Source organism: Neisseria sp. HMSC075C10, assembly GCF_001815615.1.
Lineage (GTDB): Bacteria > Pseudomonadota > Gammaproteobacteria > Burkholderiales > Neisseriaceae > Neisseria > Neisseria subflava_A.
Genome location: NZ_KV821262.1, coordinates 64,459 through 84,865 on the forward strand (window position 1 = coordinate 64,459; position 20,407 = coordinate 84,865).

24 protein-coding genes and 1 other RNA gene are annotated in these 20,407 nt (G+C 49.7%); 12 read left to right on the forward strand and 13 right to left on the reverse strand.

What is annotated here, in order from left to right; translation table 11 throughout:
- Positions 1-6: 6 nt before the first annotated feature.
- Both HMPREF3047_RS05855 and HMPREF3047_RS05860 read right to left on the reverse strand, forming a co-directional pair.
- Positions 7-1,443 carry an MBOAT family O-acyltransferase gene (locus HMPREF3047_RS05855; protein ID WP_070712583.1) on the reverse strand — a complete coding sequence of 479 codons (1,437 nt, stop codon included), beginning with the start codon at positions 1,441-1,443 and terminating at the stop codon, positions 7-9.
- Positions 1,444-1,489: 46 nt separating this feature from the next.
- The gene (locus HMPREF3047_RS05860; RefSeq protein WP_070584185.1) at positions 1,490-2,128 is read right to left on the reverse strand and encodes a DedA family protein; all 639 of its coding nucleotides are present in this window, start codon (positions 2,126-2,128) and stop codon (positions 1,490-1,492) included.
- Positions 2,129-2,357: 229 nt separating this feature from the next.
- Between HMPREF3047_RS05860 and hda the strand changes: the two genes are divergently transcribed.
- The 4 genes from hda to HMPREF3047_RS05880 all read left to right on the forward strand — a co-directional run bounded on the left by hda (position 2,358) and on the right by HMPREF3047_RS05880 (position 5,007).
- Complete coding sequence (gene hda, locus HMPREF3047_RS05865; RefSeq protein WP_036490522.1) at positions 2,358-3,026, forward strand: DnaA regulatory inactivator Hda; 669 nt, start codon at positions 2,358-2,360, stop codon at positions 3,024-3,026.
- The gene (locus HMPREF3047_RS05870) at positions 3,023-3,691 is read left to right on the forward strand and encodes a histidinol-phosphatase (RefSeq protein WP_070584186.1); all 669 of its coding nucleotides are present in this window, start codon (positions 3,023-3,025) and stop codon (positions 3,689-3,691) included. The genes hda and HMPREF3047_RS05870 overlap by 4 nt, the downstream gene beginning before the upstream one ends.
- Positions 3,692-3,749: 58 nt before the next feature.
- Entirely contained in the window at positions 3,750-4,064 is a 315-nt protein-coding gene (locus HMPREF3047_RS05875; protein WP_003747161.1) for a TonB family protein, read from the forward strand.
- Positions 4,065-4,221: 157 nt separating this feature from the next.
- The gene (locus HMPREF3047_RS05880; protein WP_039862165.1) at positions 4,222-5,007 is read left to right on the forward strand and encodes an endonuclease/exonuclease/phosphatase family protein; all 786 of its coding nucleotides are present in this window, start codon (positions 4,222-4,224) and stop codon (positions 5,005-5,007) included.
- A gap of 164 nt (positions 5,008-5,171) precedes the next feature.
- On the opposite strand, the gene ssrA is transcribed toward HMPREF3047_RS05880, so the two are convergent.
- The 3 genes from ssrA to HMPREF3047_RS05895 form a co-directional block, all read right to left on the reverse strand.
- Positions 5,172-5,534, reverse strand: a transfer-messenger RNA (tmRNA) gene (ssrA, locus tag HMPREF3047_RS05885).
- 112 nt (positions 5,535-5,646) lie between these two features.
- Entirely contained in the window at positions 5,647-6,861 is a 1,215-nt protein-coding gene (locus HMPREF3047_RS05890) for a pyridoxal phosphate-dependent aminotransferase (protein WP_036490528.1), read from the reverse strand.
- An 84-nt stretch (positions 6,862-6,945) separates the two neighbouring features.
- Positions 6,946-7,161 carry a tautomerase family protein gene (locus HMPREF3047_RS05895; RefSeq protein ID WP_003682441.1) on the reverse strand — a complete coding sequence of 72 codons (216 nt, stop codon included), beginning with the start codon at positions 7,159-7,161 and terminating at the stop codon, positions 6,946-6,948.
- 165 nt (positions 7,162-7,326) lie between these two features.
- Between HMPREF3047_RS05895 and HMPREF3047_RS05900 the strand changes: the two genes are divergently transcribed.
- Positions 7,327-7,926 (forward strand): MlaC/ttg2D family ABC transporter substrate-binding protein, encoded by a 600-nt coding sequence (locus tag HMPREF3047_RS05900; protein WP_036491216.1) that lies wholly within the window; start codon positions 7,327-7,329, stop codon positions 7,924-7,926.
- A gap of 62 nt (positions 7,927-7,988) precedes the next feature.
- On the opposite strand, the gene efp is transcribed toward HMPREF3047_RS05900, so the two are convergent.
- From efp to HMPREF3047_RS05915, 3 genes are read right to left on the reverse strand one after another with little or no spacing between them, the layout of a single operon-like run.
- Positions 7,989-8,549, reverse strand: a complete 561-nt coding sequence (efp, locus tag HMPREF3047_RS05905) for an elongation factor P (protein ID WP_036490530.1) — start codon at positions 8,547-8,549, stop codon at positions 7,989-7,991.
- A gap of 42 nt (positions 8,550-8,591) precedes the next feature.
- Entirely contained in the window at positions 8,592-9,749 is a 1,158-nt protein-coding gene (gene earP, locus HMPREF3047_RS05910; protein WP_070712585.1) for an elongation factor P maturation arginine rhamnosyltransferase EarP, read from the reverse strand.
- A gap of 31 nt (positions 9,750-9,780) precedes the next feature.
- Positions 9,781-10,059 (reverse strand): hypothetical protein, encoded by a 279-nt coding sequence (locus HMPREF3047_RS05915; protein WP_003747149.1) that lies wholly within the window; start codon positions 10,057-10,059, stop codon positions 9,781-9,783.
- 102 nt (positions 10,060-10,161) lie between these two features.
- On the opposite strand from HMPREF3047_RS05915, the gene nadE reads away from it, so the two are divergent.
- The gene (nadE, locus tag HMPREF3047_RS05920) at positions 10,162-10,950 is read left to right on the forward strand and encodes an NAD(+) synthase (RefSeq protein ID WP_003747146.1); all 789 of its coding nucleotides are present in this window, start codon (positions 10,162-10,164) and stop codon (positions 10,948-10,950) included.
- Between the two features lie 68 nt (positions 10,951-11,018).
- Here nadE and HMPREF3047_RS05925 read toward each other — a convergent pair whose 3' ends face one another.
- Entirely contained in the window at positions 11,019-11,219 is a 201-nt protein-coding gene (locus HMPREF3047_RS05925) for a protein MIGRI (RefSeq protein WP_003747144.1), read from the reverse strand.
- A gap of 116 nt (positions 11,220-11,335) precedes the next feature.
- Here HMPREF3047_RS05925 and HMPREF3047_RS05930 point away from each other — a divergent pair, with 116 nt between their 5' ends.
- Positions 11,336-12,475, forward strand: coding sequence for a homoserine O-succinyltransferase MetX (locus HMPREF3047_RS05930; protein WP_070712587.1), 1,140 nt, complete (start codon positions 11,336-11,338; stop codon positions 12,473-12,475).
- A complete protein-coding gene (gene metW / locus HMPREF3047_RS05935) occupies positions 12,472-13,053 on the forward strand; it encodes a methionine biosynthesis protein MetW (RefSeq protein WP_004519858.1) in 582 nt (193 codons plus the stop codon). The genes HMPREF3047_RS05930 and metW overlap by 4 nt, the downstream gene beginning before the upstream one ends.
- Positions 13,054-13,147: 94 nt before the next feature.
- Here metW and HMPREF3047_RS05940 read toward each other — a convergent pair whose 3' ends face one another.
- A complete protein-coding gene (locus HMPREF3047_RS05940) occupies positions 13,148-13,612 on the reverse strand; it encodes a low molecular weight protein-tyrosine-phosphatase (protein ID WP_070608359.1) in 465 nt (154 codons plus the stop codon).
- Positions 13,613-13,698: 86 nt separating this feature from the next.
- On the reverse strand, positions 13,699-14,799 hold the full coding sequence (locus HMPREF3047_RS05945) for a conjugal transfer protein (RefSeq protein WP_070712589.1): 1,101 nt from the start codon (positions 14,797-14,799) through the stop codon (positions 13,699-13,701).
- A 204-nt stretch (positions 14,800-15,003) separates the two neighbouring features.
- Here HMPREF3047_RS05945 and gloA point away from each other — a divergent pair, with 204 nt between their 5' ends.
- Positions 15,004-15,417 carry a lactoylglutathione lyase gene (gene gloA, locus HMPREF3047_RS05950; RefSeq protein ID WP_003685011.1) on the forward strand — a complete coding sequence of 138 codons (414 nt, stop codon included), beginning with the start codon at positions 15,004-15,006 and terminating at the stop codon, positions 15,415-15,417.
- Between the two features lie 52 nt (positions 15,418-15,469).
- On the opposite strand, the gene HMPREF3047_RS05955 is transcribed toward gloA, so the two are convergent.
- Complete coding sequence (locus HMPREF3047_RS05955; protein WP_070712591.1) at positions 15,470-16,219, reverse strand: lysophospholipid acyltransferase family protein; 750 nt, start codon at positions 16,217-16,219, stop codon at positions 15,470-15,472.
- Positions 16,220-16,275: 56 nt separating this feature from the next.
- Positions 16,276-17,031 carry a GNAT family N-acetyltransferase gene (locus tag HMPREF3047_RS05960; protein ID WP_070712594.1) on the reverse strand — a complete coding sequence of 252 codons (756 nt, stop codon included), beginning with the start codon at positions 17,029-17,031 and terminating at the stop codon, positions 16,276-16,278.
- Positions 17,032-17,338: 307 nt separating this feature from the next.
- On the opposite strand from HMPREF3047_RS05960, the gene HMPREF3047_RS05965 reads away from it, so the two are divergent.
- From HMPREF3047_RS05965 to dnrN, 3 genes are all read left to right on the forward strand, one after another.
- A complete protein-coding gene (locus tag HMPREF3047_RS05965) occupies positions 17,339-18,670 on the forward strand; it encodes a YadA-like family protein (protein WP_070712596.1) in 1,332 nt (443 codons plus the stop codon).
- Positions 18,671-18,763: 93 nt separating this feature from the next.
- Complete coding sequence (locus tag HMPREF3047_RS05970) at positions 18,764-19,696, forward strand: AEC family transporter (RefSeq protein WP_070584211.1); 933 nt, start codon at positions 18,764-18,766, stop codon at positions 19,694-19,696.
- A gap of 183 nt (positions 19,697-19,879) precedes the next feature.
- On the forward strand, positions 19,880-20,353 hold the full coding sequence (gene dnrN, locus HMPREF3047_RS05975; RefSeq protein WP_070712599.1) for an iron-sulfur cluster repair protein DnrN: 474 nt from the start codon (positions 19,880-19,882) through the stop codon (positions 20,351-20,353).
- Positions 20,354-20,407 lie beyond the last annotated feature (54 nt).

The window sequence follows — 20,407 nt, forward strand, 5'->3', positions numbered from 1 at the left end:
TGCTCCTTAGAAGTTGGCATAAATAAAGCCGGGAATGCCGGATGGGGCGAAGACGATAATCAGGGCGAGGATAAGCGTGATGGGGATAAACCACAGCCATGCAGGCAGTTTGTCCAAGCCTTTTACCGATGCTTCAAATAAGCGAAGCAAATACGGGTACAGCAAAAGCATCATCGCAAATGCACCCAGCAACATAAGGTCGGTCGGCAGAGGTGCGTTCCAACCTTTATCATTGGCAAATAAGGCGCTGAACAGCATTTCCGTATCGGCAAGCGTTGCGCTGTTGAATACGACAAAAGCGAAACAAACGAAATGGAAGGTAAACAGCCAGGCGAGCGGTTTGCCGATTTTCAGACGGCCTAAGGCATTGCGGCCAACGATTTTATCGCCACAATTAAGAAATACTAAAGCCGCACCGTGCAACGCGCCCCAAATCAAAAAGCTCCAGCCGTAGCCATGCCAAATGCCAGAAAGCAACATGGCAATCATTAGGTTGAGCTGGGTGCGGCCGAAGCCTTTTTTGCTGCCGCCCAAAGGGATATAGATATAGTCGCGAATCCAAGTGGACAGGCTGATGTGCCATCTGTCCCAGAAGTCACGGATGTTGATGGCGCGAAGCGGCGCGGCAAAGTTTTTCGGCAGCTGGAAGCCGAGCAGCATGGCCAAGCCGATGACCAAATCTGAGTAGCCGGAAAAGTCGAAAAAGAGTTGGAAGGTGTAGCCATAAATCGCAGACAACACGCCCCAGCCGTCGAACTGGGCCGGATTTTCAAAAACAGGCGATACCCAGCCTTCCGCCAATACGCCGGCAAGCCACCACTTTTTGGCAATGCCCAACATAATCAGGCCAACCGCCAAAGCCGGATAAATCAGCTGGCGTGCCTGTTTGGTGCGGATTTGCACCAATGCGCCTGCTTGTTCGCCATCTATGCTTTTAAAAGCGGCTGCACGGATAATCGGGCCGGATGTGATGGTGGGGAAGAAGCTCAGATGCAGTAGGAGCTCGTGCCATTCAAAACGCTCTCCCTTAGGCTCACGGTAGCAATACACCAAGTAAGCCAGCGATTGGAAAGTGTAATAAGACAAGCCCAGAGGCAAAAGGATGTCGATGATGGCGCTTTGTCCTGTATATTGCTGAATAATCGGGCGGAAAAAGTCGAAGTATTTGAAGAAACACAAAACAGTCAATGCCGCCAAAATACCGCAACCCAGCCAAAATTTGCGGATATGCTCGTTTTCAGAAAACATCAGCACGCTGACCAGGTAAACCACAGACGAGTAAACCAAAATCAGCGCGGCAAAGATGGGGTCGATACGGTAAAGCCAGCCCAGTCCGGCAACCAAAAGTAAAACGTTTTGAACTTTCGGCAAACGTGCAAATGCCCAGTACAGCGGCAAAAATACGATAAAGAATACCGCAAACTCAATAGACAACAACGGCATGACAATTCCTTGATGTGTTTAAACTTTCAAACTTTTCGATTGATTGTTATTTTTGGGCGTTAAGTTTGGCACGAATGACTTCAACTACTGCAGGTAAAATCGAAATTACGATGATTGCCGCCATGACTAAGCCCAGATTGTTTTTGACGATGGGGATATTGGCGAAGAAGTAGCCTGCATAGGAAAACGACAATACCCACAACACTGCGCCGATAATGTTGTAACGGATAAACGTCGCGTAGTGCATATCGCCCATACCGGCGACAAATGGCGCAAACGTCCGCACAATCGGCACAAAGCGGGCAATGATGATGGTTTTCCCGCCGTGTTTTTCATAAAACGCATGGGTTTTTTCCAAATACGAACGGCGGAAAATTTTGGAATCAGGATTGGCAAACAGTTTTTGTCCAAAATACTTGCCAATCATAAAGTTGGCCGCATCGCCTAAAATGGCGGCCGCTAAGAGCAGCAATACCATGACATGGATGTTCATGCCGCCGATGGCCGCAATACCGCCGGCAGCAAACAGCAGCGAGTCGCCGGGTAAAAATGGAGTCACGACCAAACCGGTTTCGCAGAAAATCACAACAAACAAAATCGCGTAAATCCACGGGCCGTATTGGGCGGAGAGGTGGACAAGGTGTTGGTCGATATGGAGGATGAAATCAATAAGGGTAGAAATCACTAGGGTTCCCAAATAAAAAGGTCGTCTGAAAAAGAACAGACAAATGTTTCGGCCAGAAGTTCGACATTGTAAAACCAAAGCGGAATAAAACCAATGCCGTAAGCGCGTCAAGATATGTTTAGAAGTGCAGATATGTTGCAGGTATAGGCTTCAGACGGCCTTTATCCTTGATGGTGAACCGCAAAACAACGTAAAATAAAACCGATTTCAACCTAACCGGTGCGCCTTTGTGAACCAGCTCATCTTCGATTTTGCCAGCCATGATTATCCCGGCTTCGACAAATTTCTGGGAACAGAAAATGCCGAGCTGGTGTATGTGTTGCAGCACAAACATGGGCAATTTATCTATGTTTGGGGCGAAGAGGGTGCAGGCAAAAGCCATCTTTTGCAGGCATGGGTCGCACAGGCGCTCGATGCCGGACGAAATGCCCTCTATATTGATGCCGCCGCCACGCCGCTGACAGAAGCCGCGCTGGATGCGGAATATCTTGCCATTGACCAAATCGAAAAGCTTAATAATGAAGAACAGGCTTTACTGTTTGCCATCTTCAACCGCTTCCGCAACAGCGGCAAAGGCTTTTTGCTTTTGAGTTCCGAATATACGCCGCAGCAGCTCGTTATCCGTGAAGACCTGCGTACACGCATGGCGTATTGCTTGGTTTACGAAGTCAAACCGCTGACCGACCGGGAAAAAATCGATGCGCTCGTCAGCATGGCGGCCGCCCGTCAGGTAACCATCGATCCGGAAATCTTTGAATACCTGATGAACCATTGGCGGCGCGATATGGACAGCCTGATGCAAATGCTCGATACCCTCGACAACTACGCCGTTATGATGGGCAAGCGCATTACTTTGCCGCTTTTGCGTCAGCTTTTAAAACAACAGGAAACCCAATGAAAAACCTTGCCATTTTCGACCTCGACAATACCTTGATCAATACCGATTCGGATCACTCCTGGCCGCAATACCTGATTAAAAAAGGCATAGTCGATGCGGCTGAAACCGAGGCGCAAAATGAAAAGTTCTACCAAGACTATCAAAACGGTTGTCTTGATATTGATGCTTTCCTCAAATTTCATCTCGCGCCTTTAGCCCGTTTCAGCAAGAAGGAATTGGCTGAGTTTCATCGCGAGTTTATGGCCGAATATATTGTTCCGCACATTTCTCCGATGCAGCGTATGTTGGTGCAAAGCCATCAAATGGCGGGCGACGAAATGTTGGTTATTTCTTCGACCAACGAATTTATCATTACCCCTATCTGCCAGCTTTTCGGTATTCACAATGTTATCGGCACACAGCTTGAAACCGGCGAAGACGGCCGATATACCGGCAACTATATCGGTACGCCCAGCCTGAAAGAAGGCAAAATTACCCGATTGAACCAATGGCTTGCCGAGCGTGGCGAGACATTTGAAAGCTACGGTAAAGTTTATTTTTACAGCGACTCCAAAAACGATTTGCCTTTGTTGCGTATTGTGGACGAACCTGTTGCCGTCAATCCGGATGCCGAGCTGGAAAAAGAAGCCAAAGCAAAAGGTTGGCCGATTTTGAATTTCAAATAACGATCAATCAGGCCGTCTGAAATATTTAACCTAACCACAACCCTAATAAGGATAAAACATGAAAACGACTAAACTCCTCGCCTCAGCCCTGTTGTTTGCCGCTGTATTCGGTACTGCACAAGCAGCCGATACCGAAACTCTGGAAGCCATGAAAGCGCAAAACGGCAGCGTTAAAACCGTTTTGATGGATGTCTTCACAACTCCTGCCGGCAACGTTGACCGCGTGAATATCATTCAATCCAGCGGCAATCCTGAAATGGACGAACGTGCAGTGAAAAGCGTTTCCAAATATCCTTATCCAAAACGCAAAACCGCATCTAAATATCAGCACACTGTTACTTTTGAAACCAATGTTGAAGTAATCAATAACTGATTCGGACGCAAGGCCGTCTGAAAAACAGAAGGCGTTTTGATTGGGAAATTCCCTGTCAAAACGCTGTTTTATTCTTTAAACAAGTATAACCAAAATTGCCGTAAAACCACACGCTCCGGTGCTATACTGAAACAAATAAACCGCTTAATCATACATCATGTCTCCCCGTCCAGTTACCATTACTTCCTACAATATGCACAAAGGCATGTCCGCACTCAACCGCAAAGTGCAAGTCAACCGCATGGCTGACGCGCTGGGTGCATTGGGTTCGGATGTTTTGTTTTTACAAGAAGTCCAAGGACAACATCTCAACAGAAGCCGCCGTACCGACTTTCCCGATGCACCGCATTACGACATCATCGGCGACAGCCTCGATTATCATCGCAGCTACGGCAAAAATGCCGTCTATCCCAAACGACACCACGGCAACGCCATTCTCAGCCGCCTGCCGCTGAAAACGGAAAACAACCTCAACATCAGCGTCAATAAACTCGAACAACGCGGCCTGTTGCATTGTGAGGTCGTACCCGAAGGTTGGGAAGATCCGCTGGTGTGTTTGTGCGTCCACCTCAACTTGCGCGAGCCGGACCGCCTCAAACAATACCGAGCCATCAGCGACTACGTTGGCCGGTACATTCGTCCGGAAAGCCCTTTGATTATCGCCGGCGATTTCAATGACTGGCGGCAGAAATCAGCGCGTGAGCTGGGCAGTGCATTAGATTTGAACGAAGTATTTGTCGATAATACAGGCAAACGCCCCAAAACCTTCCCTTCGCGCCTGCCAATCCTCAGCCTTGACCGCATTTACACGCGTAATCTTGATGTCATCGATTCTGAAATCCACAACAGTAAAGACTGGCAGCATTTGTCAGATCATCTGCCCTTGAGTGTAACGGTTAGACCTCATCGTAAAATGAATATGAAATCAGATAGAAAAATGTAAGGCTGCAATCTTTTTTAAAGCACTATTGGCAATAGATTGAAAGAAAAAGTTTTTTCACTCAGATATTTGAGACAAAAACAGGCCGTCTGAAAAGTTTCAGACGGCCTGTTTAAGTTTATAAAAAAGCGCAAACCTTTTTATATCAAAAGTTTGTGCTTCAAATCTGGTGGAGGCGGGGGGAATCGAACCCCCGTCCGAAAGTCCTCTACAGAGCGTTCTACATACTTAGTTGTGTCTATTTAGAATCTCGTCCCCATCATGCCGACCAACAGGCCTTCAGAGAACCAGTTACCTTAAATCTCGTTTCCTGCCAAGTAACCCGACAGAAAACCAGTCAATGTAGAATGACGTTGCGGTAGCTTGCGCTACACAGCCCATTGACCAACTGCTGCAACGGCAGGCCTTAAGCGGCCAGTGCGTAAGTTTCGTCGTTTGCGACTATTTTGATTCAGTGTTTAACGGGAAATCTGAGACCCCGGTATGCCCGCATCTGCTTTGCAACCCCCGTCGAAACCAAGATCGCCCCCAGATAGGAAGGGTTGATTATACGCATGTCGGCGGGCTTTGCCAAGTTGCTGTTTGATTAAAAAGGCCGTCTGAACAGCGGTTTGCTTTTTCAGATGGCCTCTTTGTTTAGGTTTATTGACGGTAGTTTTGCAAGAAGCGTTCGAGTTTGCCCATGGCCTCTTCAATTTGATGAACGGGCGGCAGGGTAACGATACGGAAGTGGTCGGGGCGTATCCAGTTGAAGCCTGTGCCTTGGACGAACAGGACTTTTTCACGTACGAGCAAATCGTAGATGAATTTCATGTCGTCGTGGATGCTGTACATTTCGGTATCGATTTTGGGGAACATATACAATGCGCCCATGGGTTTGACGCAGGATACGCCGGGAATCTGGTTGACCAGTTCCCATGCTTTGTTGCGTTGCTCGAGCAGGCGGCCGCCGGGGAGGAGGAATTCGTTGATGCTTTGGTATCCGCCCAAGGCCGTCTGAATGGCATGTTGCATGGGCGTGGTGGCACAAAGGCGCATAGACGAGAGCATGTCCAAGCCTTCGATATAGCCTTTTGCATGATGTTTCGGGCCGTTGAGTATCATCCAGCCTTGACGGAACCCGGCAACGCGGTAGGCTTTTGAGAGGCCGTTAAATGTCACGGTCAGGAGGTCGGGGGCGAGCGCGGCGATATGGTAGTGTACTGCGTCGTCGTAGAGGATTTTGTCGTAAATTTCGTCGGCAAAAATAATCAGGCCGTGTTTGCGTGCCAATTCGGCGATTTCGAGCAGGATTTCTTTGCTGTACACCGCGCCTGTCGGGTTGTTGGGGTTGATGACGACGATGGCTTTGGTTTTAGGCGTAATTTTGGCTTCCATGTCGGCCAGGTTGGGAAACCAGTTGTTTTCTTCGTCGCATAGATAATGGCGGACGGTGCCGCCTGCCAGTGTTGCGGCGGCGGTCCACAAAGGATAGTCCGGTGCGGGAATCAGGATTTCGTCGCCGTCGTTGAGCAGCGCCTGCATGGACATGGTAATCAATTCGGAGACGCCGTTGCCAATGTAAACGTCGTTGACGGTAACATCGAGCAGCCCTTTGGTTTGGTAGTAGTGGACGATGGCTTTGCGTGCGGAGTAAAGGCCTTTGGAGTCGCAATAGCCTTGAGAAGTGGGCAGGTTACGGATGACGTCAACCAAGATTTCGTCAGGCGCTTCAAAGCCGAACGGAGCCGGATTGCCGATATTGAGCTTGAGAATTTTGTTGCCTTCTTCTTCCAGTTGCAGGGCTTTTTTGTGAACCGGGCCGCGGATGTCGTAGCAAACGTGATCCAGTTTGGATGATTTGGGGAATTTCTCCATGATGTGTGTTCCGTAAAATTGTTAACAATGGGATAAATGTACTCTTTTTGCGGGTAAATTAAAAGGGCTTCAGACGGCCAAGGCTTACTTATTGCGCGCTTCGGCACGGCGAACCGTCACGCTTTTACCGCCTATGCCCCAGTTGTCCATATCGATTTCGTCGATGACGACAACGGTCGTCTCAGGGTTTTTATTGAGAACGCGTGAGAGTAATTCGGTAACGCCGCGGATCAATTCGGCTTTTTGCTCCGCGCTCGGGGCTTCGCTGCCGCCGGTTACTTTAATGTTGACGTAGGGCATGGTTTCCTCCTTTGAAAATAATGTTTATATGTTATCTTATTTTTATCAGGCCGTCTGAAATTTAATTGCAGGATTTTTCATTGCCCATGCCTGCTTTTACAAAGAATTAAGTTTTTTGGAATGGATTGTTTTTACAATGCGGTTTTATTTTGGATGGATATCATCATGAACCGTTTTCTCCAAACTTTGATTGTGGCCGCTCCGATGGTGATTGCCGCACCTTATGTGGCGGCGGAAACGCATCCGGCGCAAAAGCAGATGCAGCAGAACATTGATTCTGTGTTGAAAATCGCACGCAATACGTCTTTGACAGAGGCGCAACGCGTGAAACAGGTTGAGCAGTATGCCAACCGTTATCTGGATTATGAGCGTATTTCGGCTTTAGCGGTCGGCGCGCCATGGCGTGAATTTTCTGCCAAACAGAAAACCGATTTTATCCGTGCATTCAAAGACATGGTCATTGCGATGTACTCGCATTCCGCGTTAATTGGCGCGGCGGATGCAAATGTGCGCCTGTTGCCGAAGATGACGGCAAACGGCAATAAGTTTGACGTTTTCTCAGAAATTCAAACCAAAAAAGGCACGAAGTATGAGGTGGCTTACCAACTTTACCAAAGCGGCGGTGTGTATAAGATTTACAACATCCGCGTGGACGGTACCAGCTTGGTAACGGTATACCGCAACCAATTTGGCGAGCTGATTAAGAGCAAAGGCATTGACGGTACGATTGCCACTGTCGAAGCCAAGGGCTTGAAGAAACAATAAGGCAGATTGATAAAAGGCCGTCTGAAACTTGTTTCAGACGGCCTTTTTGTATTACGGGCTGATTAGGCGCGTTTGCGGAATTCGCCGGTACGGGTATCGATTTCGATTTTGTCGCCGTTTTCGATGTAAGACATCACTTGGATTTCAGTGCCGCCGACCAGACGTGCGGTTTTCATCACTTTGCCGGAAGTATCGCCTTTAACGGCAGGCTCGGTGTATTCAACTTCGCGAACGATGATGGTAGGCAATTCTACGGAGATTGGGTTGCCTTCGTAGAAAGTGACTTCGCATTGGTCTTCCATGCCGTCAACGATGAATTTCAACGCGTCGCCGATGTTGTCGGCTTCGATTTCGTATTGGTTGAACTCTTCGTCCATGAAGACGTACATTGGGTCGGCAAAGTAGCTGTAAGTACAGTTTTTGCGGGACAGGATTACGACGTCGAATTTGTCGTCGGCTTTGTAAATGGTTTCAGTAGCGGCACCGGTCAGCAGGTTTTTCAGTTTCATGCTGACTTTGGCGGAAGAGCGGCCGCCTTTGATGTATTCGGTTTTTTGAACGACCATAGGATCGTTGCCGACCATGAATACGTTGCCGGCGCGCAGTTCTTGTGCTGTTTTCATTGTGGTTTTCCAATCAAATCGGTTGTAATAAAACGCGCTATTTTAGCGTATTTTTTTGTGCTTTGAAATAAAGGCGGCAAGTTTTTCGACGGCACTTTTTTGGGCAAAAAGTCCGTCCCGCCATTTTGCCGCGCTTTGGCGCCATTCGTTTTGATGTGCCGTCAGGGTTTGCCATGCCTGCAGGCGTTGGTTGTCGCTGAGTGCTTTACCGTTGTTGAGTTCGTCGGAAAGGAGGCGGTGTGCCGTGGCGACAACATCCGGATAAACTTGATGCGCTTTGTCCCAAAAAGCGTGCAGCTTGTCGAGATGGATATTTTCTTCTTGCAGATAGATGTGCCAAAAGAAAGGTTTTCCGGCGAGCTGGGCGCGAACAAAGCTGTCTTCGCCGCGTATGACGGCGCCGTCGGCAAGGTTGAGCAGTTTGTCAAAATCCTGTTGGGCAACGAAAGGGATTTTGATCAGGGTAATGTGTTCGCTCTGATACACATCGCCGTCTTCAAGCAGGGCGTTTTGCGGTACTAGGCCGCTGTTTTTCAGGCTGGCGATGATTTGTGTACCTGCAAGCAGCAAGGTAATGGGTTGGCCGGCCTGTTGCCACATGGTCAGCCATTTTGCCCAAATATCGCTTTGATAGCCGAAAAGCAGCCATTCGGGCGCGTTTTTTGCGGGAAGTTTGAGTTGTCGGCGTAAGGTTTCCGTATCAAAGCGGGCAAATTCGGCGTAATCACGTTCGCGCAGCAGGCCGCCGCTTTTTTCGCTGAAACCCATAAACCAAAAGTATTTCTGTATGCCGCCGGCTTGGAGCGAGGGCATTAAGTGCAGCCTCTCGTTGCTGTCTTCTGCGCTGAGGTATTCCCAGTTGAGCCAAAGCGGTTGATGTTGGCGAATGATGGTTTGAACGTTGTCGGGCAGTTCGCAGGCGAAGGTTTCGATGACGATGTCTGGGGTAGGGGCTGTATCGGTATCTTCGGCATGGTCGGCTTGCCAGGCGTGAATGCCGATGCCTTGATGGATATTGGGAATCGAGGCCAAATCAGGGCAGATTGCCTGAAGGGACGGGAAATCGTCTGTCCATAAATGCACTTGCCAGCCGAGTTCCCGTTGCAAAACACGCGCTAGCCGCCATGAAACGCCGATGTCGCCGAAGTTGTCGATGACATTGCAGAAAATCCAGCAGGTATAAGGTGAGGTGGTGTTCATGGAAAAATATGCCCAAGGCCGTCTGAAAACATCAGAATGCGCCGAAATAGTGGAATAAATAAACAATCAGCAAAACAATCGGGATAAACATCCAAATGCTTTGCCGTTTCAATTCGGGCTCTTGTTTGAGGTGGTGTTTGATGACGTCAAAGAGGACGAATTTAAATAGGAACGTGGCTTCGCAGGCAAGGATGATGCCGTTGATGAGGTGTTGCGTTTTGTCTTCGGGCGGATTGAGGGCAAACCACAAAAGGGTGGCGAGCGGAATCAGGCAGACGGCGAGCCAGCGCAGAAGGATGGGTTTGGACATGGTGTGTGTGCAAGAAATAAAAGAAACATTATACCCTGTCGTCTTTCAGACAAGTGCAAATCAGGCTATCATTCGGTTTATTTGAAGCGAACATTTATCCCTATGCAAACCCAAGCCATCATCCGCCATATCGTTCAATGGCTCAAAGATTACGCCGAGCAGGCGCGTGCCAAAGGTTTTGTCGTCGGCGTATCCGGCGGCATCGATTCTGCCGTGGTTTCCACACTTGCCGCGCAAACCGGTTTGTCGGTTTTGTTGTTGGAAATGCCGATTCGTCAGAAATCCGACCAAGTCAACCGCGCGCAAGAACACATGGGCCGTCTGAAACAGCGTTATCCCAATGTAAAAGCGCAAAGCGTTGATTTGACTCCGGCGTTCGATACGTTTGCCGATACCGTTGACGTCAGCGAAACCGAATTTCCCAATAAACAGCTGGCACTGGCCAATGCACGCAGCCGCCTTCGCATGACGACGCTTTATTATTACGGCCAGCTTCATGGTTTGCTGGTGGCGGGGACGGGCAATAAAATTGAAGATTTCGGCGTCGGTTTCTTCACCAAATACGGCGACGGCGGCGTGGACATCAGCCCGATTGCCGATTTGACCAAAACTCAAGTGTACGCGCTGGCAGCCGAGCTGGACGTATCGGAAGACATTCAAAAAGCCGTACCGACAGACGGCCTTTGGGATACCGAGCGTACCGATGAAGAGCAAATGGGTGCATCTTATCCTGAACTCGAATGGGCGATGAGCGTGTACGGCAGCCACAAGCCTGAAGATTTTGAGGGCAGGCAGCGCGAAGTTTTGGCAATCTATACCCGATTGCACAAAGCCATGCAGCACAAAGTCAATCCGATTCCGGTTTGCAAGATTCCGGAAGAATTGTTTTAAGTTTGAATATCAAAAGGCCGTCTGAAAACGCTGGATTAAGGTTTTCAGACGGCCTTTTATATTTTATTTCAATAAGAATTGGGAATATGCTTGAAGAACAGCATCATTAGATACCAAAACAGTGTAGCCGCGGCCGCCCCCAGCAATACCCACGCGCTGATTTTGGCGATTTCCCGAATGGTGCGCTTTTGTTGGCGGCTGAACAAACGGTTCACAATCAATGCCGCGATGGCGCAAAAGAAAAAAAATCGCAAAAGCCTGCCTATCATTCCACATCCTCCCAAAAATATTGCCTCTAATTAGGGCAGGCCGTCTGAAGCCTCATGCACAAAACAAAAACGAAACGTTATAATACCCCTTTTGCCGCATCACTTGGAAATTACAAATGACAACAAATGCCTCAGTGGGCATTGTAACGCCCCGGAAAATTCCGTTTGACACACCGCTTGCTCTGGAAAACGGCAAAACCTTACCTCGTTTCGATCTGATGATTGAAACCTACGGCACGCTCAATGCCGACAAAAGCAATGCCGTCCTTATCTGCCATGCCTTATCAGGCAATTATCATGTTGCCGGCAAGCACAGTGCGGAGGATAAATACGCCGGTTGGTGGGACAATATGGTCGGCCCCGGCAAACCCATTGATACCGAACGCTTTTTTGTGGTCGGTTTGAACAACTTGGGCGGCTGCGACGGCAGCACCGGCCCTTTGTCCGAGAATCCTGAAACCGGCCGCGAATATGGTGCGGATTTTCCGGTTGTAACCGTCAAAGACTGGGTGAAGTCCCAAGCCATGCTTGCCGATTATCTCGGCATTCAAAAATGGGCGGCCGTTGTCGGCGGCAGCTTGGGCGGTATGCAGGCATTGCAATGGACGATTTCTTTGCCCGAACGCGTTGCCCACGCGCTCGTTATCGCTTCCGCGCCTAAACTTTCCACCCAAAACATCGCGTTTAACGATGTTGCCCGCCAGGCGATTTTGACCGATCCCGATTTCCACGAAGGTAATTACCGCAGCCATCATACCGTTCCTTCACGCGGTTTGCGTATCGCGCGCATGATGGGGCACATTACCTATCTTGCCGAAGACGGCTTGGGTAAAAAATTCGGCCGCATTTTAAAATCAGACGGCTATCAATACGGCTATGGCGTTGAATTTGAAGTGGAATCTTATCTGCGCTATCAAGGAGACAAGTTTGTCGGCCGTTTTGATGCCAACACTTATCTGCTGATGACCAAGGCGCTCGACTACTTCGATCCGGCCGCCGATTACGGCCACAACCTCACGCGCGCCGTGGAGAATGTGCAGGCCAAATTCTTCGTTGCCAGCTTTAGCACAGACTGGCGCTTCTCGCCGCAACGTTCGCATGAATTGGTCAAGGCATTAATCGCCGCGCAAAAATCCGTGCAATACATTGAAGTCAAATCCAATCACGGCCACGATGCGTTCTTGATGGAAGACGAAGCCTATATCCGCGCGGTTGCCGCTTACATGAACAACGTTTACAAGGACTGCCAAAAATGAATCTGCGCGACGATTTGCAACTCATTTACGATTGGATACCCGAAGGCAGCCGCGTACTTGATTTAGGCTGCGGCGACGGTGAGCTGTTGGCCGCGTTGGTGGAACATAAAAATTGCACCGGCTACGGCGTTGAAATCGATACCGACAGTGTAATTGCCGCCATATCCCGCGGCGTGAACGTCATTCAAGCCGATTTGGAAGAAGGCTTGGTAGCGTTTGGCGATCAAAGTTTTGATGTGATTGTCTTGAGCCAAACCATTCAAGCCATGCAGAACACGGAAAAAATCCTGCGCTGCCTGATGCGCGTGGCCAAGCAGGCTATTGTCAGCTTCCCTAACTTCGGCTACTGGCGCAACCGCTTTCAAATCGCCGTCGGCGGCCATATGCCGGTTTCCGAGCGGATGCCGTATCATTGGTACGATACGCCCAATATCCATTGGTGTACCCTCAAAGACTTTGATTTGCTGTGTGCCAAAAACAAAATCCGCGTGCTTGAGCGTGCGGTCATGACGGGCAACCGACAGGTTAAACATCTGCCGAATTTATTGGGCAGCCTGGCGTTTTATCGCGTAGGTTGATGCGGTTATCAATAAAGGCCGTCTGAACAGGTAATCACGAAAGCATGGCTTTTGCGGATACCTGTTCAGACGGCCTTTTATTGTTAAAGTCGGTTTAAGCCTGTTTCAATTTTTCCAACAAGGCCAAACTGCCGGCATCGACCAGACGGTAGGTTTCGTCAAAGTCGCCTGTGTACCACGGATCGGGAACGTGGTTGTAACCTGAATCGGGGATAAGGTCGGTCAGTTTGAAGATTTTGCCGGGGTGGAAACCGAGCTGCTTTTCGGTTTCTCTGAGGTTGTTGTCGTCCATCACGATGATGTAGTCGAAATGATCGGCATCGCTGGGTTTGATTTTGCTGCTGGTAAAGCCTGACGGGTCGATGCCATGTTGCTTGAGCGCGCGGCGTGTGCCTTCGTGCATGTCTTCTCCGTCGTGCCAGCCTGATGTGCCTGCGCTGGCTGTAATGACGGCATTGCCCATGCCTGCTTCGCGGGCCCGATGGCGCAGGACGTATTCGGCCATGGGGGAGCGGCAGATGTTGCCGAGGCAGACGAAAAGGATTTTGTGGGTTTTCATATGCGTGAAAATGAGCGGTAAGGTTTGAAAATAAATGCAACACGCTAAACCGTTTTCAGACGGCCTTGGCGTGTTGCATTTTCAATTTAGTTTACATGGCTGAAGAAAGGATTGTGGCCTTCCAGTTTTAACGCTTGGGCATAAGTAGGGATGTTCTCGTTTTCGCCCAATGGGTTGTGCAGCAGGTAGAGGTGCTCGATTCGGCATTCGGCCATCAGGTCGAGGAAGTTTTGCTGAACGATGGCGATATTGTCGGTTGAGGCCAGCTCCCAAGTGAAGGTCTGCGGAACGATTTCAAACGCGCTGTCTGTTGCGTTGAAGCTGAACTGGAGCTTACCGTCCGCTTTTGCTGCGGCAACAACGCCGACACGTGGGCTTTGCATACGGATGGCGCGGATGGCGTTGGTGGCAAAGACGTCCATCGCCATGCGTTGGCGGGTGTGGCTGCCGTCGGTAAGCGCGTCAAGCGGCGTATTGGGCGAGAGCGGGTTGGTAAAGAGGGTAACGCCGTCAAGGGCGAGATGCTCTTGCCAAACCTGCATCAATGGCAGGCCTGCCTGTTGCAGGTTGAGACCCAAGGCCGTCTGAATGTCTTTATTGCCGTAGCCCAGCGCGTAAACAACATGGACGGATTGACCTTCGGGCAGCGTCAATGGTTTGTATTCGAATTTTTGCAGGAATGCGCCTGCCGCTTCATCGTTTTGCTTAGCTTGGAACCAGTCGCCCGGGGTAATGCTGCTCAAGTCGGTAGATTGGACGAGGTAGGGCAGCCATTGTGTGTTTTGCGTGAGGGCGCGCAGGTTGGGGTAGTTTTGCAGGCAGGCGAAGAGGGCTTCAGTAGGCAGCGTGAGCGGCAGGGTTTGTTCTTTTTTGCAACCGGCGACCAAAACGACAGGTAGGGCAAACCATTGGGCTTCGTTATTGTTTTCTGCTTTCAGGACTTCGCCCACGCTTTGAATCAGGCTGGTGTAAGTGCCGACATCGGGCGCCATGGTCATCGCCAATGAAAGATTGATGTAATGGTTTTGGCTGAGCATGGTGCGGATTTCGGTTTGCAGTTGGCCGGCCGAAAGCTTGCGTGATGCGGAGGAGGAGTTGTGCGCCAGTTGATAGGCATTGAGCAGAAGGTAGTTTTTGATAGGGCTCTGCGGATAAGGGCGGGTATCTGGAAGAACAAAGGTTTTCATGACGGTTTGAAGTGTTGTGTTGTAATTGTGGCGATTATAGCAATTTAGTCAGTCGGTGTGCTTGTTAATACATGAAATTCAAATGACGGCAGGGTGTGTGCTTCATTTTTATGCAGTTTCAGTGTCGGTATTTTGAGGCTGAAGAGGATGGTGCCCGATGTGTTATAATCCATGACCAAACATAATTCAGAAAGGAACAAAATCATGCGCTTGCTTCATACTATGCTGCGTGTCGGCAATCTCGAACGCTCTTTGGACTTCTATCAAAACGTATTGAACATGCAACTGCTGCGCCGCCGCGATTATCCTGAAGGCCGTTTTACCTTGGCTTTTGTCGGTTATGGTGATGAAGCGGACCATACTGTTTTGGAACTGACCCACAACTGGGATACCGAGTCTTACGACTTGGGCGATGCTTACGGCCATATCGCGATTGAAGTCGATGATGCTTACGCGGCGTGCGAACGTGTCAAAGAGATGGGCGGTAAAGTGGTACGCGAAGCCGGTCCGATGAAACACGGCACGACCGTGATTGCGTTTGTCGAAGATCCGGACGGCTACAAAATTGAATTTATTCAAAAGAAAAGTGGTAGCGATTCGGTGCAATATTCATCTTAAGACATAAGATAATGGAAAAGGCCGTCTGAACATTCAGACGGCCTTTTTTTGATCAGCCCAACTGTTTTTGCTTTTCGCTCAACAGGGCGTGTACGTGAAGTGCGGTAGCATAGCGGTCTTCTCCCGCTTCAATCGGATCGAGGAAATGCAGCTCGACCATGCTGGAAGGTTGGCTGATGACCATGCAGATGGATTGCCAGAGGCTGATGTCGCCGTAGTAGGCAGTGTGCGGGTTGGGGCTGCTGCCGTCCGGATTCGGATAGCGACAGAGCACCGGAATAATCGGTACGCCTGCATCATAGGCCGTCTGAAAAAAGCTGGGTTTGAACGGCAGGATTTCACGGCCTTCGGTACTGGTGCCCTCGGGGAAAATGGTGACGGTATCGCCGTTTTTCAGTGCTTCGGTCACGCCTGCAATTTTGGCGGAATTGCCTTTGATGCCGCGGTTGCGCGAGACGTAAACCGTTTGCGCCTGTGTAGCGAGGTAACCGACCACCGGCCATTTGGCCACATCGTCTTTAGCCACGAAACGGCCGGGGAAAGCGCCGTTGACCGCCATAATGTCTAACCATGAAATATGGTTGCTGATAAGCATCTGGCCGCGGCCTTCTTGCGGCGGCGTGCCGAAAGTTTGCAGTTTCATGCCGCAGGAAGCAAGCACGCGCAGCGACCATAATTGGATTGCGCGCAGTTTGCGTTTGCTGCTGTAAAAGGGAAATAGAAAAAACATTTCGGCCATGCCGTACAAAAGGCAGCCGGCAATACAGAGAAGACGGAAGATAAAACGGATTTTAGCGGTCATTGTGTGTGTTTTTATAAAGATTAGGCAGGCCGTCTGAAGTTTCAGACGGCCTTTTATTATGAATCGGTTTTAGGGGCGAAACGCTGCAAGTAGCGGTCGGCAAGGTGGTTGATGTCCATCATGATCAGCACATCCGCGCAGTTGAATGCTTCATCGACGCAAGGCTCGCCGCAGAACCACGCGCCTGCTTTGAGATAGCCTTTGATCAGTGCGGGTACAGGTGGATTTTCAGACGGCGTGATGCTGTCCCATTTGAGCGGGTTGAGCGGTTTGACACACCATTGTGCCGGAGCGAGGTATTTGTCTTTCAAAGCATGATACAGGCCGGCCGCATCGTTGCCGCCGTCGCGCATTTCGATACTGCCGCAACCAATCATAAAGCGCAGGTTTTCGTCTTTCATGAATTTGACCAAACCGGTCCACAACAGCATAACCAAGCCGCCGTTGCGGTAGTCCGGGTGGGTACAGGCGCGGCCGAGTTCGACGGTTTGTGGCAGAATGTCTTTTAAAGGCTCAAGGTCGAATTCATGCTCGCTGTACCAACCGCCGACTTTTTTTGCAGTTTCTTCTGTAATCAGGCGGTAGCAGCCGATAACTTCGCCGGTTGCATCGTCAAACGCGAGCAGATGGTGGCAATGTTCATCATAAGGATCGACATCGCGGCCGTCATCACTTTCGATTTCCGCCCCCAGTTCTTGGGCAAAAACCTGATAGCGCAATCTTTGGGCGGCTTCGATTTCAGCTTGGGTTTCTGCAAGGCGTACGCTCAGGCCGATTTTGGGGCTCGTTTGATTGAAACGGCTGGGGGACATGATGTTTCCTGTTTGAAGAAAATGGCTGATTATAGCGGATATACGGATAGATTTATATTGATTTGCTTTGCGGTAGGGCAAATTATGTCGGGTTGTTGGAAAAAGGCTTCAGGCCGTCTGAAACTGATGGTTGTTTAGAAAGATGGCCAGGAACATTTGCCAGGATGTTTGAAATTTATGACACAAATCAAAATATTTATCCGAACTATTTAATATGAGAATAAAAATATATACAATATAACTAGTTCAAAAGTATTAATACGATTGAACGAGATATTTTTAATATTTAAAAATGGAGAATATAAAGATGAAACTAAATGTATCGCTCAGTCCTTTGTGTTTGGCTTTAGCGCTTTTTTCCGGTACTGCGTATGCGGATGGAGTTATTGTTGCCGGAACCATGCACAAGACGGGTTCTTTGGCTGTCGGTAAAGAATCCGTATCGGGCGAAAATGCCGCTGCAGTTGGCGACAAGGCTAAAGCAAGTGGCTATAAGGCGGCGGCTTTGGGTTATGATTCTGCCGCTTCCGGTTTGAGCGCAACTGCTTTGGGTGGCGAATCCAAAGCGGAGGCATTACGGTCGGTGGCGGTTGGCTTTCGGGCTCACGCCAAGGGAACAAATGATGTAGCAGTCGGTGGCGCAGCGGCTGCTTCTGGCGGTCAATCCGTTGCAGTTGGCCTGCTGTCCAAGGCTTCGGCTTTGCGTGCCGTTGCGGTAGGTAATGGCGCGCAGGCAAGTAATATTGATGCAGTAGCGATCGGCAGAGATAGTGAGGCGGATGCGCTCAGTGCGACGGCCTTAGGTGATCGAGCTAAAGCACGTGGGACTCAATCACTTGCGCTGGCATCGGCTGCTGAAGCAGAAGGTTATCAAGCAGTGGCGGTCGGTACGCGTGCGGTATCGAATGCCGTAAACAGTGTAGCTTTGGGTGTAGAGTCTTCCGCTACAGCCTTGAACGGTCTGGCTGTCGGCACCAGCTCCAGCGTGCGTAAAGAAGGTGGTACGGCAGTCGGCGGCGGTGCATCGGCTTTGGAAGAGAAATCTTTGGCACTCGGTTTCCAAGCCAAAGGTAAAGCCGAGAAAGCGGTGGCTCTGGGTGCGCAAAGCATCGCAGATTTGGCTGCAGGTCAGGCAGGCTATGATTTTGCGACACAGTCGGCAAGTCAATCTGAAGAAAAGGCATGGAAATCGACATTGGGCGCGGTTTCGGTTGGCAATGAAAAGGACAGCCGTCAAATTACCCATGTGGCTGCCGGTACTCAGGATACGGATGCGGTAAATGTGGCTCAGGTCAAAAGGCTTGCGGAAAGATGGCAGGCCGACAGTCAGCAAAAAGAGTCGGCAGTAGCCGCTCAAATCAATCAGATACGCGCTGAAACACGCGTAGAAATGAAAAAACTGGAAGACCGTGCTGATGCCGGCTCTGCCGCTGCGATTGCGGTGGGTAATCTGGGACAAGCTTATCAGCCGGGACAGGGTGCGGTATCCATTGGCAGCGGCGTTTGGCGCGGAAAGGCCGGTTTTGCTGTCGGAGTGTCGAAAGTATCCGCCAGCGGCAAATGGCTGGTGAAAGGTTCGGCTGTTGGCGCATCTAAGGGTGGTGCAGGCGGTGGAGCCAGCGTAACTTATCTGTGGTAGAAAATTTCAGATGGCCTTGAATGTTGAGGCCGTCTGAATTTGGTATGCGAAGCGGTAGAAGCGTAAAATCAACGTTTTTACCGCTTTTTTATTATGGAAACCTCTTTCCTGCTTGCCGGAAAAATTACCGAGCTGACGCTGATTGTTTTGATGGGCGTGGCCTTGGTGAAGGCCGGGCTGTTGAAATCGGAAAACAGCTACACGCTCTCCGTCATCGCGCTTTACCTGATCAGCCCGTCCGTCATGATTCACGCTTTTCAGATGGATAATACGCCGCAGATTATCGAAGGGCTGAAGCTTTCCGTCATGCTGGCGGTGTTTTTCCATGTGGTACTGATTGTTCTGGGCAGGTTGTTTAAGCACTTGTTCAAACTCGATGCGCTCGAACACGCGGCGACGGTGTACAGCAATTCGGGCAACCTGATTATCCCTTTGGTAATGTCGGTCTTTGGTGCGGAATGGGTGATTTACACCAGCGGTTTTATCATGGTGCAGACGTTTTTATTTTGGACGCATCTGCGCCTGTTGATTTGCGGCCGAGGCAATGTGGCTTGGAAAACCATTCTTACCAATATCAACATCTTATCTATGCTAGTCGGGTTGCTGATGTTTACCTTCCAAATCAAGCTGCCGCATATTGTCGATAATACTTTGGCGACGGTGGGCAGTATGATTGGCCCAGTTGCCATGTTGGTGGCGGGCATGCTTTTGGCTTCTCTGCCGTTGCGCTCGATTATGTGGACGCCAAGGCTTTATCTTGTTGCTTTTTTAAGGCTGATTTTGATTCCGGTATTATTGCTTTTTGCCGTCAAAGTCTGTGGTTTTGCCCATCATGATGCGCATGCGGATACGGTTGTTTTAATCAGCTTTTTGGCAACGACTTCGCCTGCAGCTGCGACGGTTACCCAAATGGCGGTTGTTTACGGCAAAAATGCCCAAAAAGCCAGCGCGATTTATGGACTGACGACCTTGCTTTGTGTGGTAACCATGCCGGTGATGATTGCGTTATATCGTTGGATTATTTAAGAAAAGGGCAGGCCGTCTGAAACTTTGACTTTATGTTTCAGACGACCTGTTTGGTATTTTAATTTTGAAAATAACTTTTATTATCAATTAATTAAGCAACTAAAAAAACTATACAAAGCCGTTTGCAGCGTGTATCCTTATGTCTAACATTCATCCAATATCAATCTTTAAAGGAACACAGCCATGACCGACTTTACCCTTTGGGAAACCGCACCTTTCAATTCCACCATCGACCATATCTTGCAGCGTTACCACAATGTCCACCGCGCCCAGTTTGAAGAGTTGGTTCCGCTGGCGCAAAAAGTGGCGCAGGTTCATGCCGACACTTTCCCTGCCGAAGTACCTGATTTGTTGGCCTATATGCAAAACGAGCTGTTGATGCACATGATGAAAGAGGAGCGCATGTTGTTCCCGATGATTAATCAGGGTGTGGGTCGCGGCGCGGCCATGCCCATCAGTGTGATGATGCATGAACACGAAGACCACGATCAGGCCATCGCGCGTTTGGAAGAATTGACCAATAATTTTGAGCTTCCCGAAGGCGCTTGCGGCAGCTGGACCCGTTTGTACGCATTGGCCAAAGAGATGGTGGACGATTTGAAAAACCACATCCACTTGGAAAATGAGATTTTGTTCCCCCGCGTTTTGGCTTCTTAAGAATTGATGTTAATCAAGGCCGTCTGAATGTTCAGACGGCCTGTTCTTTAATCC

Bases quoted from the DNA above. Each gene is read 5' to 3' on its own strand.
- gloA (WP_003685011.1), top strand. From the start codon at position 15,004: ATGCGCTTGCTTCATACTATGCTGCGTGTCGGCAATCTCGAACGCTCT.
- HMPREF3047_RS05945 (WP_070712589.1), bottom strand. From the start codon at position 14,799: ATGAAAACCTTTGTTCTTCCAGATACCCGCCCTTATCCGCAGAGCCCT.
- HMPREF3047_RS05955 (WP_070712591.1), bottom strand. From the start codon at position 16,219: ATGACCGCTAAAATCCGTTTTATCTTCCGTCTTCTCTGTATTGCCGGC.
- nadE (WP_003747146.1), top strand. From the start codon at position 10,162: ATGCAAACCCAAGCCATCATCCGCCATATCGTTCAATGGCTCAAAGAT.
- metW (WP_004519858.1), top strand. From the start codon at position 12,472: ATGAATCTGCGCGACGATTTGCAACTCATTTACGATTGGATACCCGAA.
- HMPREF3047_RS05965 (WP_070712596.1), top strand. From the start codon at position 17,339: ATGAAACTAAATGTATCGCTCAGTCCTTTGTGTTTGGCTTTAGCGCTT.
- HMPREF3047_RS05940 (WP_070608359.1), bottom strand. From the start codon at position 13,612: ATGAAAACCCACAAAATCCTTTTCGTCTGCCTCGGCAACATCTGCCGC.
- HMPREF3047_RS05925 (WP_003747144.1), bottom strand. From the start codon at position 11,219: ATGATAGGCAGGCTTTTGCGATTTTTTTTCTTTTGCGCCATCGCGGCA.
- HMPREF3047_RS05900 (WP_036491216.1), top strand. From the start codon at position 7,327: ATGAACCGTTTTCTCCAAACTTTGATTGTGGCCGCTCCGATGGTGATT.
- HMPREF3047_RS05915 (WP_003747149.1), bottom strand. From the start codon at position 10,059: ATGTCCAAACCCATCCTTCTGCGCTGGCTCGCCGTCTGCCTGATTCCG.
- earP (WP_070712585.1), bottom strand. From the start codon at position 9,749: ATGAACACCACCTCACCTTATACCTGCTGGATTTTCTGCAATGTCATC.
- HMPREF3047_RS05855 (WP_070712583.1), bottom strand. From the start codon at position 1,443: ATGCCGTTGTTGTCTATTGAGTTTGCGGTATTCTTTATCGTATTTTTG.
- HMPREF3047_RS05875 (WP_003747161.1), top strand. From the start codon at position 3,750: ATGAAAACGACTAAACTCCTCGCCTCAGCCCTGTTGTTTGCCGCTGTA.
- efp (WP_036490530.1), bottom strand. From the start codon at position 8,549: ATGAAAACAGCACAAGAACTGCGCGCCGGCAACGTATTCATGGTCGGC.
- HMPREF3047_RS05895 (WP_003682441.1), bottom strand. From the start codon at position 7,161: ATGCCCTACGTCAACATTAAAGTAACCGGCGGCAGCGAAGCCCCGAGC.
- HMPREF3047_RS05970 (WP_070584211.1), top strand. From the start codon at position 18,764: ATGGAAACCTCTTTCCTGCTTGCCGGAAAAATTACCGAGCTGACGCTG.
- dnrN (WP_070712599.1), top strand. From the start codon at position 19,880: ATGACCGACTTTACCCTTTGGGAAACCGCACCTTTCAATTCCACCATC.
- HMPREF3047_RS05870 (WP_070584186.1), top strand. From the start codon at position 3,023: ATGAAAAACCTTGCCATTTTCGACCTCGACAATACCTTGATCAATACC.
- HMPREF3047_RS05880 (WP_039862165.1), top strand. From the start codon at position 4,222: ATGTCTCCCCGTCCAGTTACCATTACTTCCTACAATATGCACAAAGGC.
- HMPREF3047_RS05960 (WP_070712594.1), bottom strand. From the start codon at position 17,031: ATGTCCCCCAGCCGTTTCAATCAAACGAGCCCCAAAATCGGCCTGAGC.
- HMPREF3047_RS05930 (WP_070712587.1), top strand. From the start codon at position 11,336: ATGACAACAAATGCCTCAGTGGGCATTGTAACGCCCCGGAAAATTCCG.
- HMPREF3047_RS05890 (WP_036490528.1), bottom strand. From the start codon at position 6,861: ATGGAGAAATTCCCCAAATCATCCAAACTGGATCACGTTTGCTACGAC.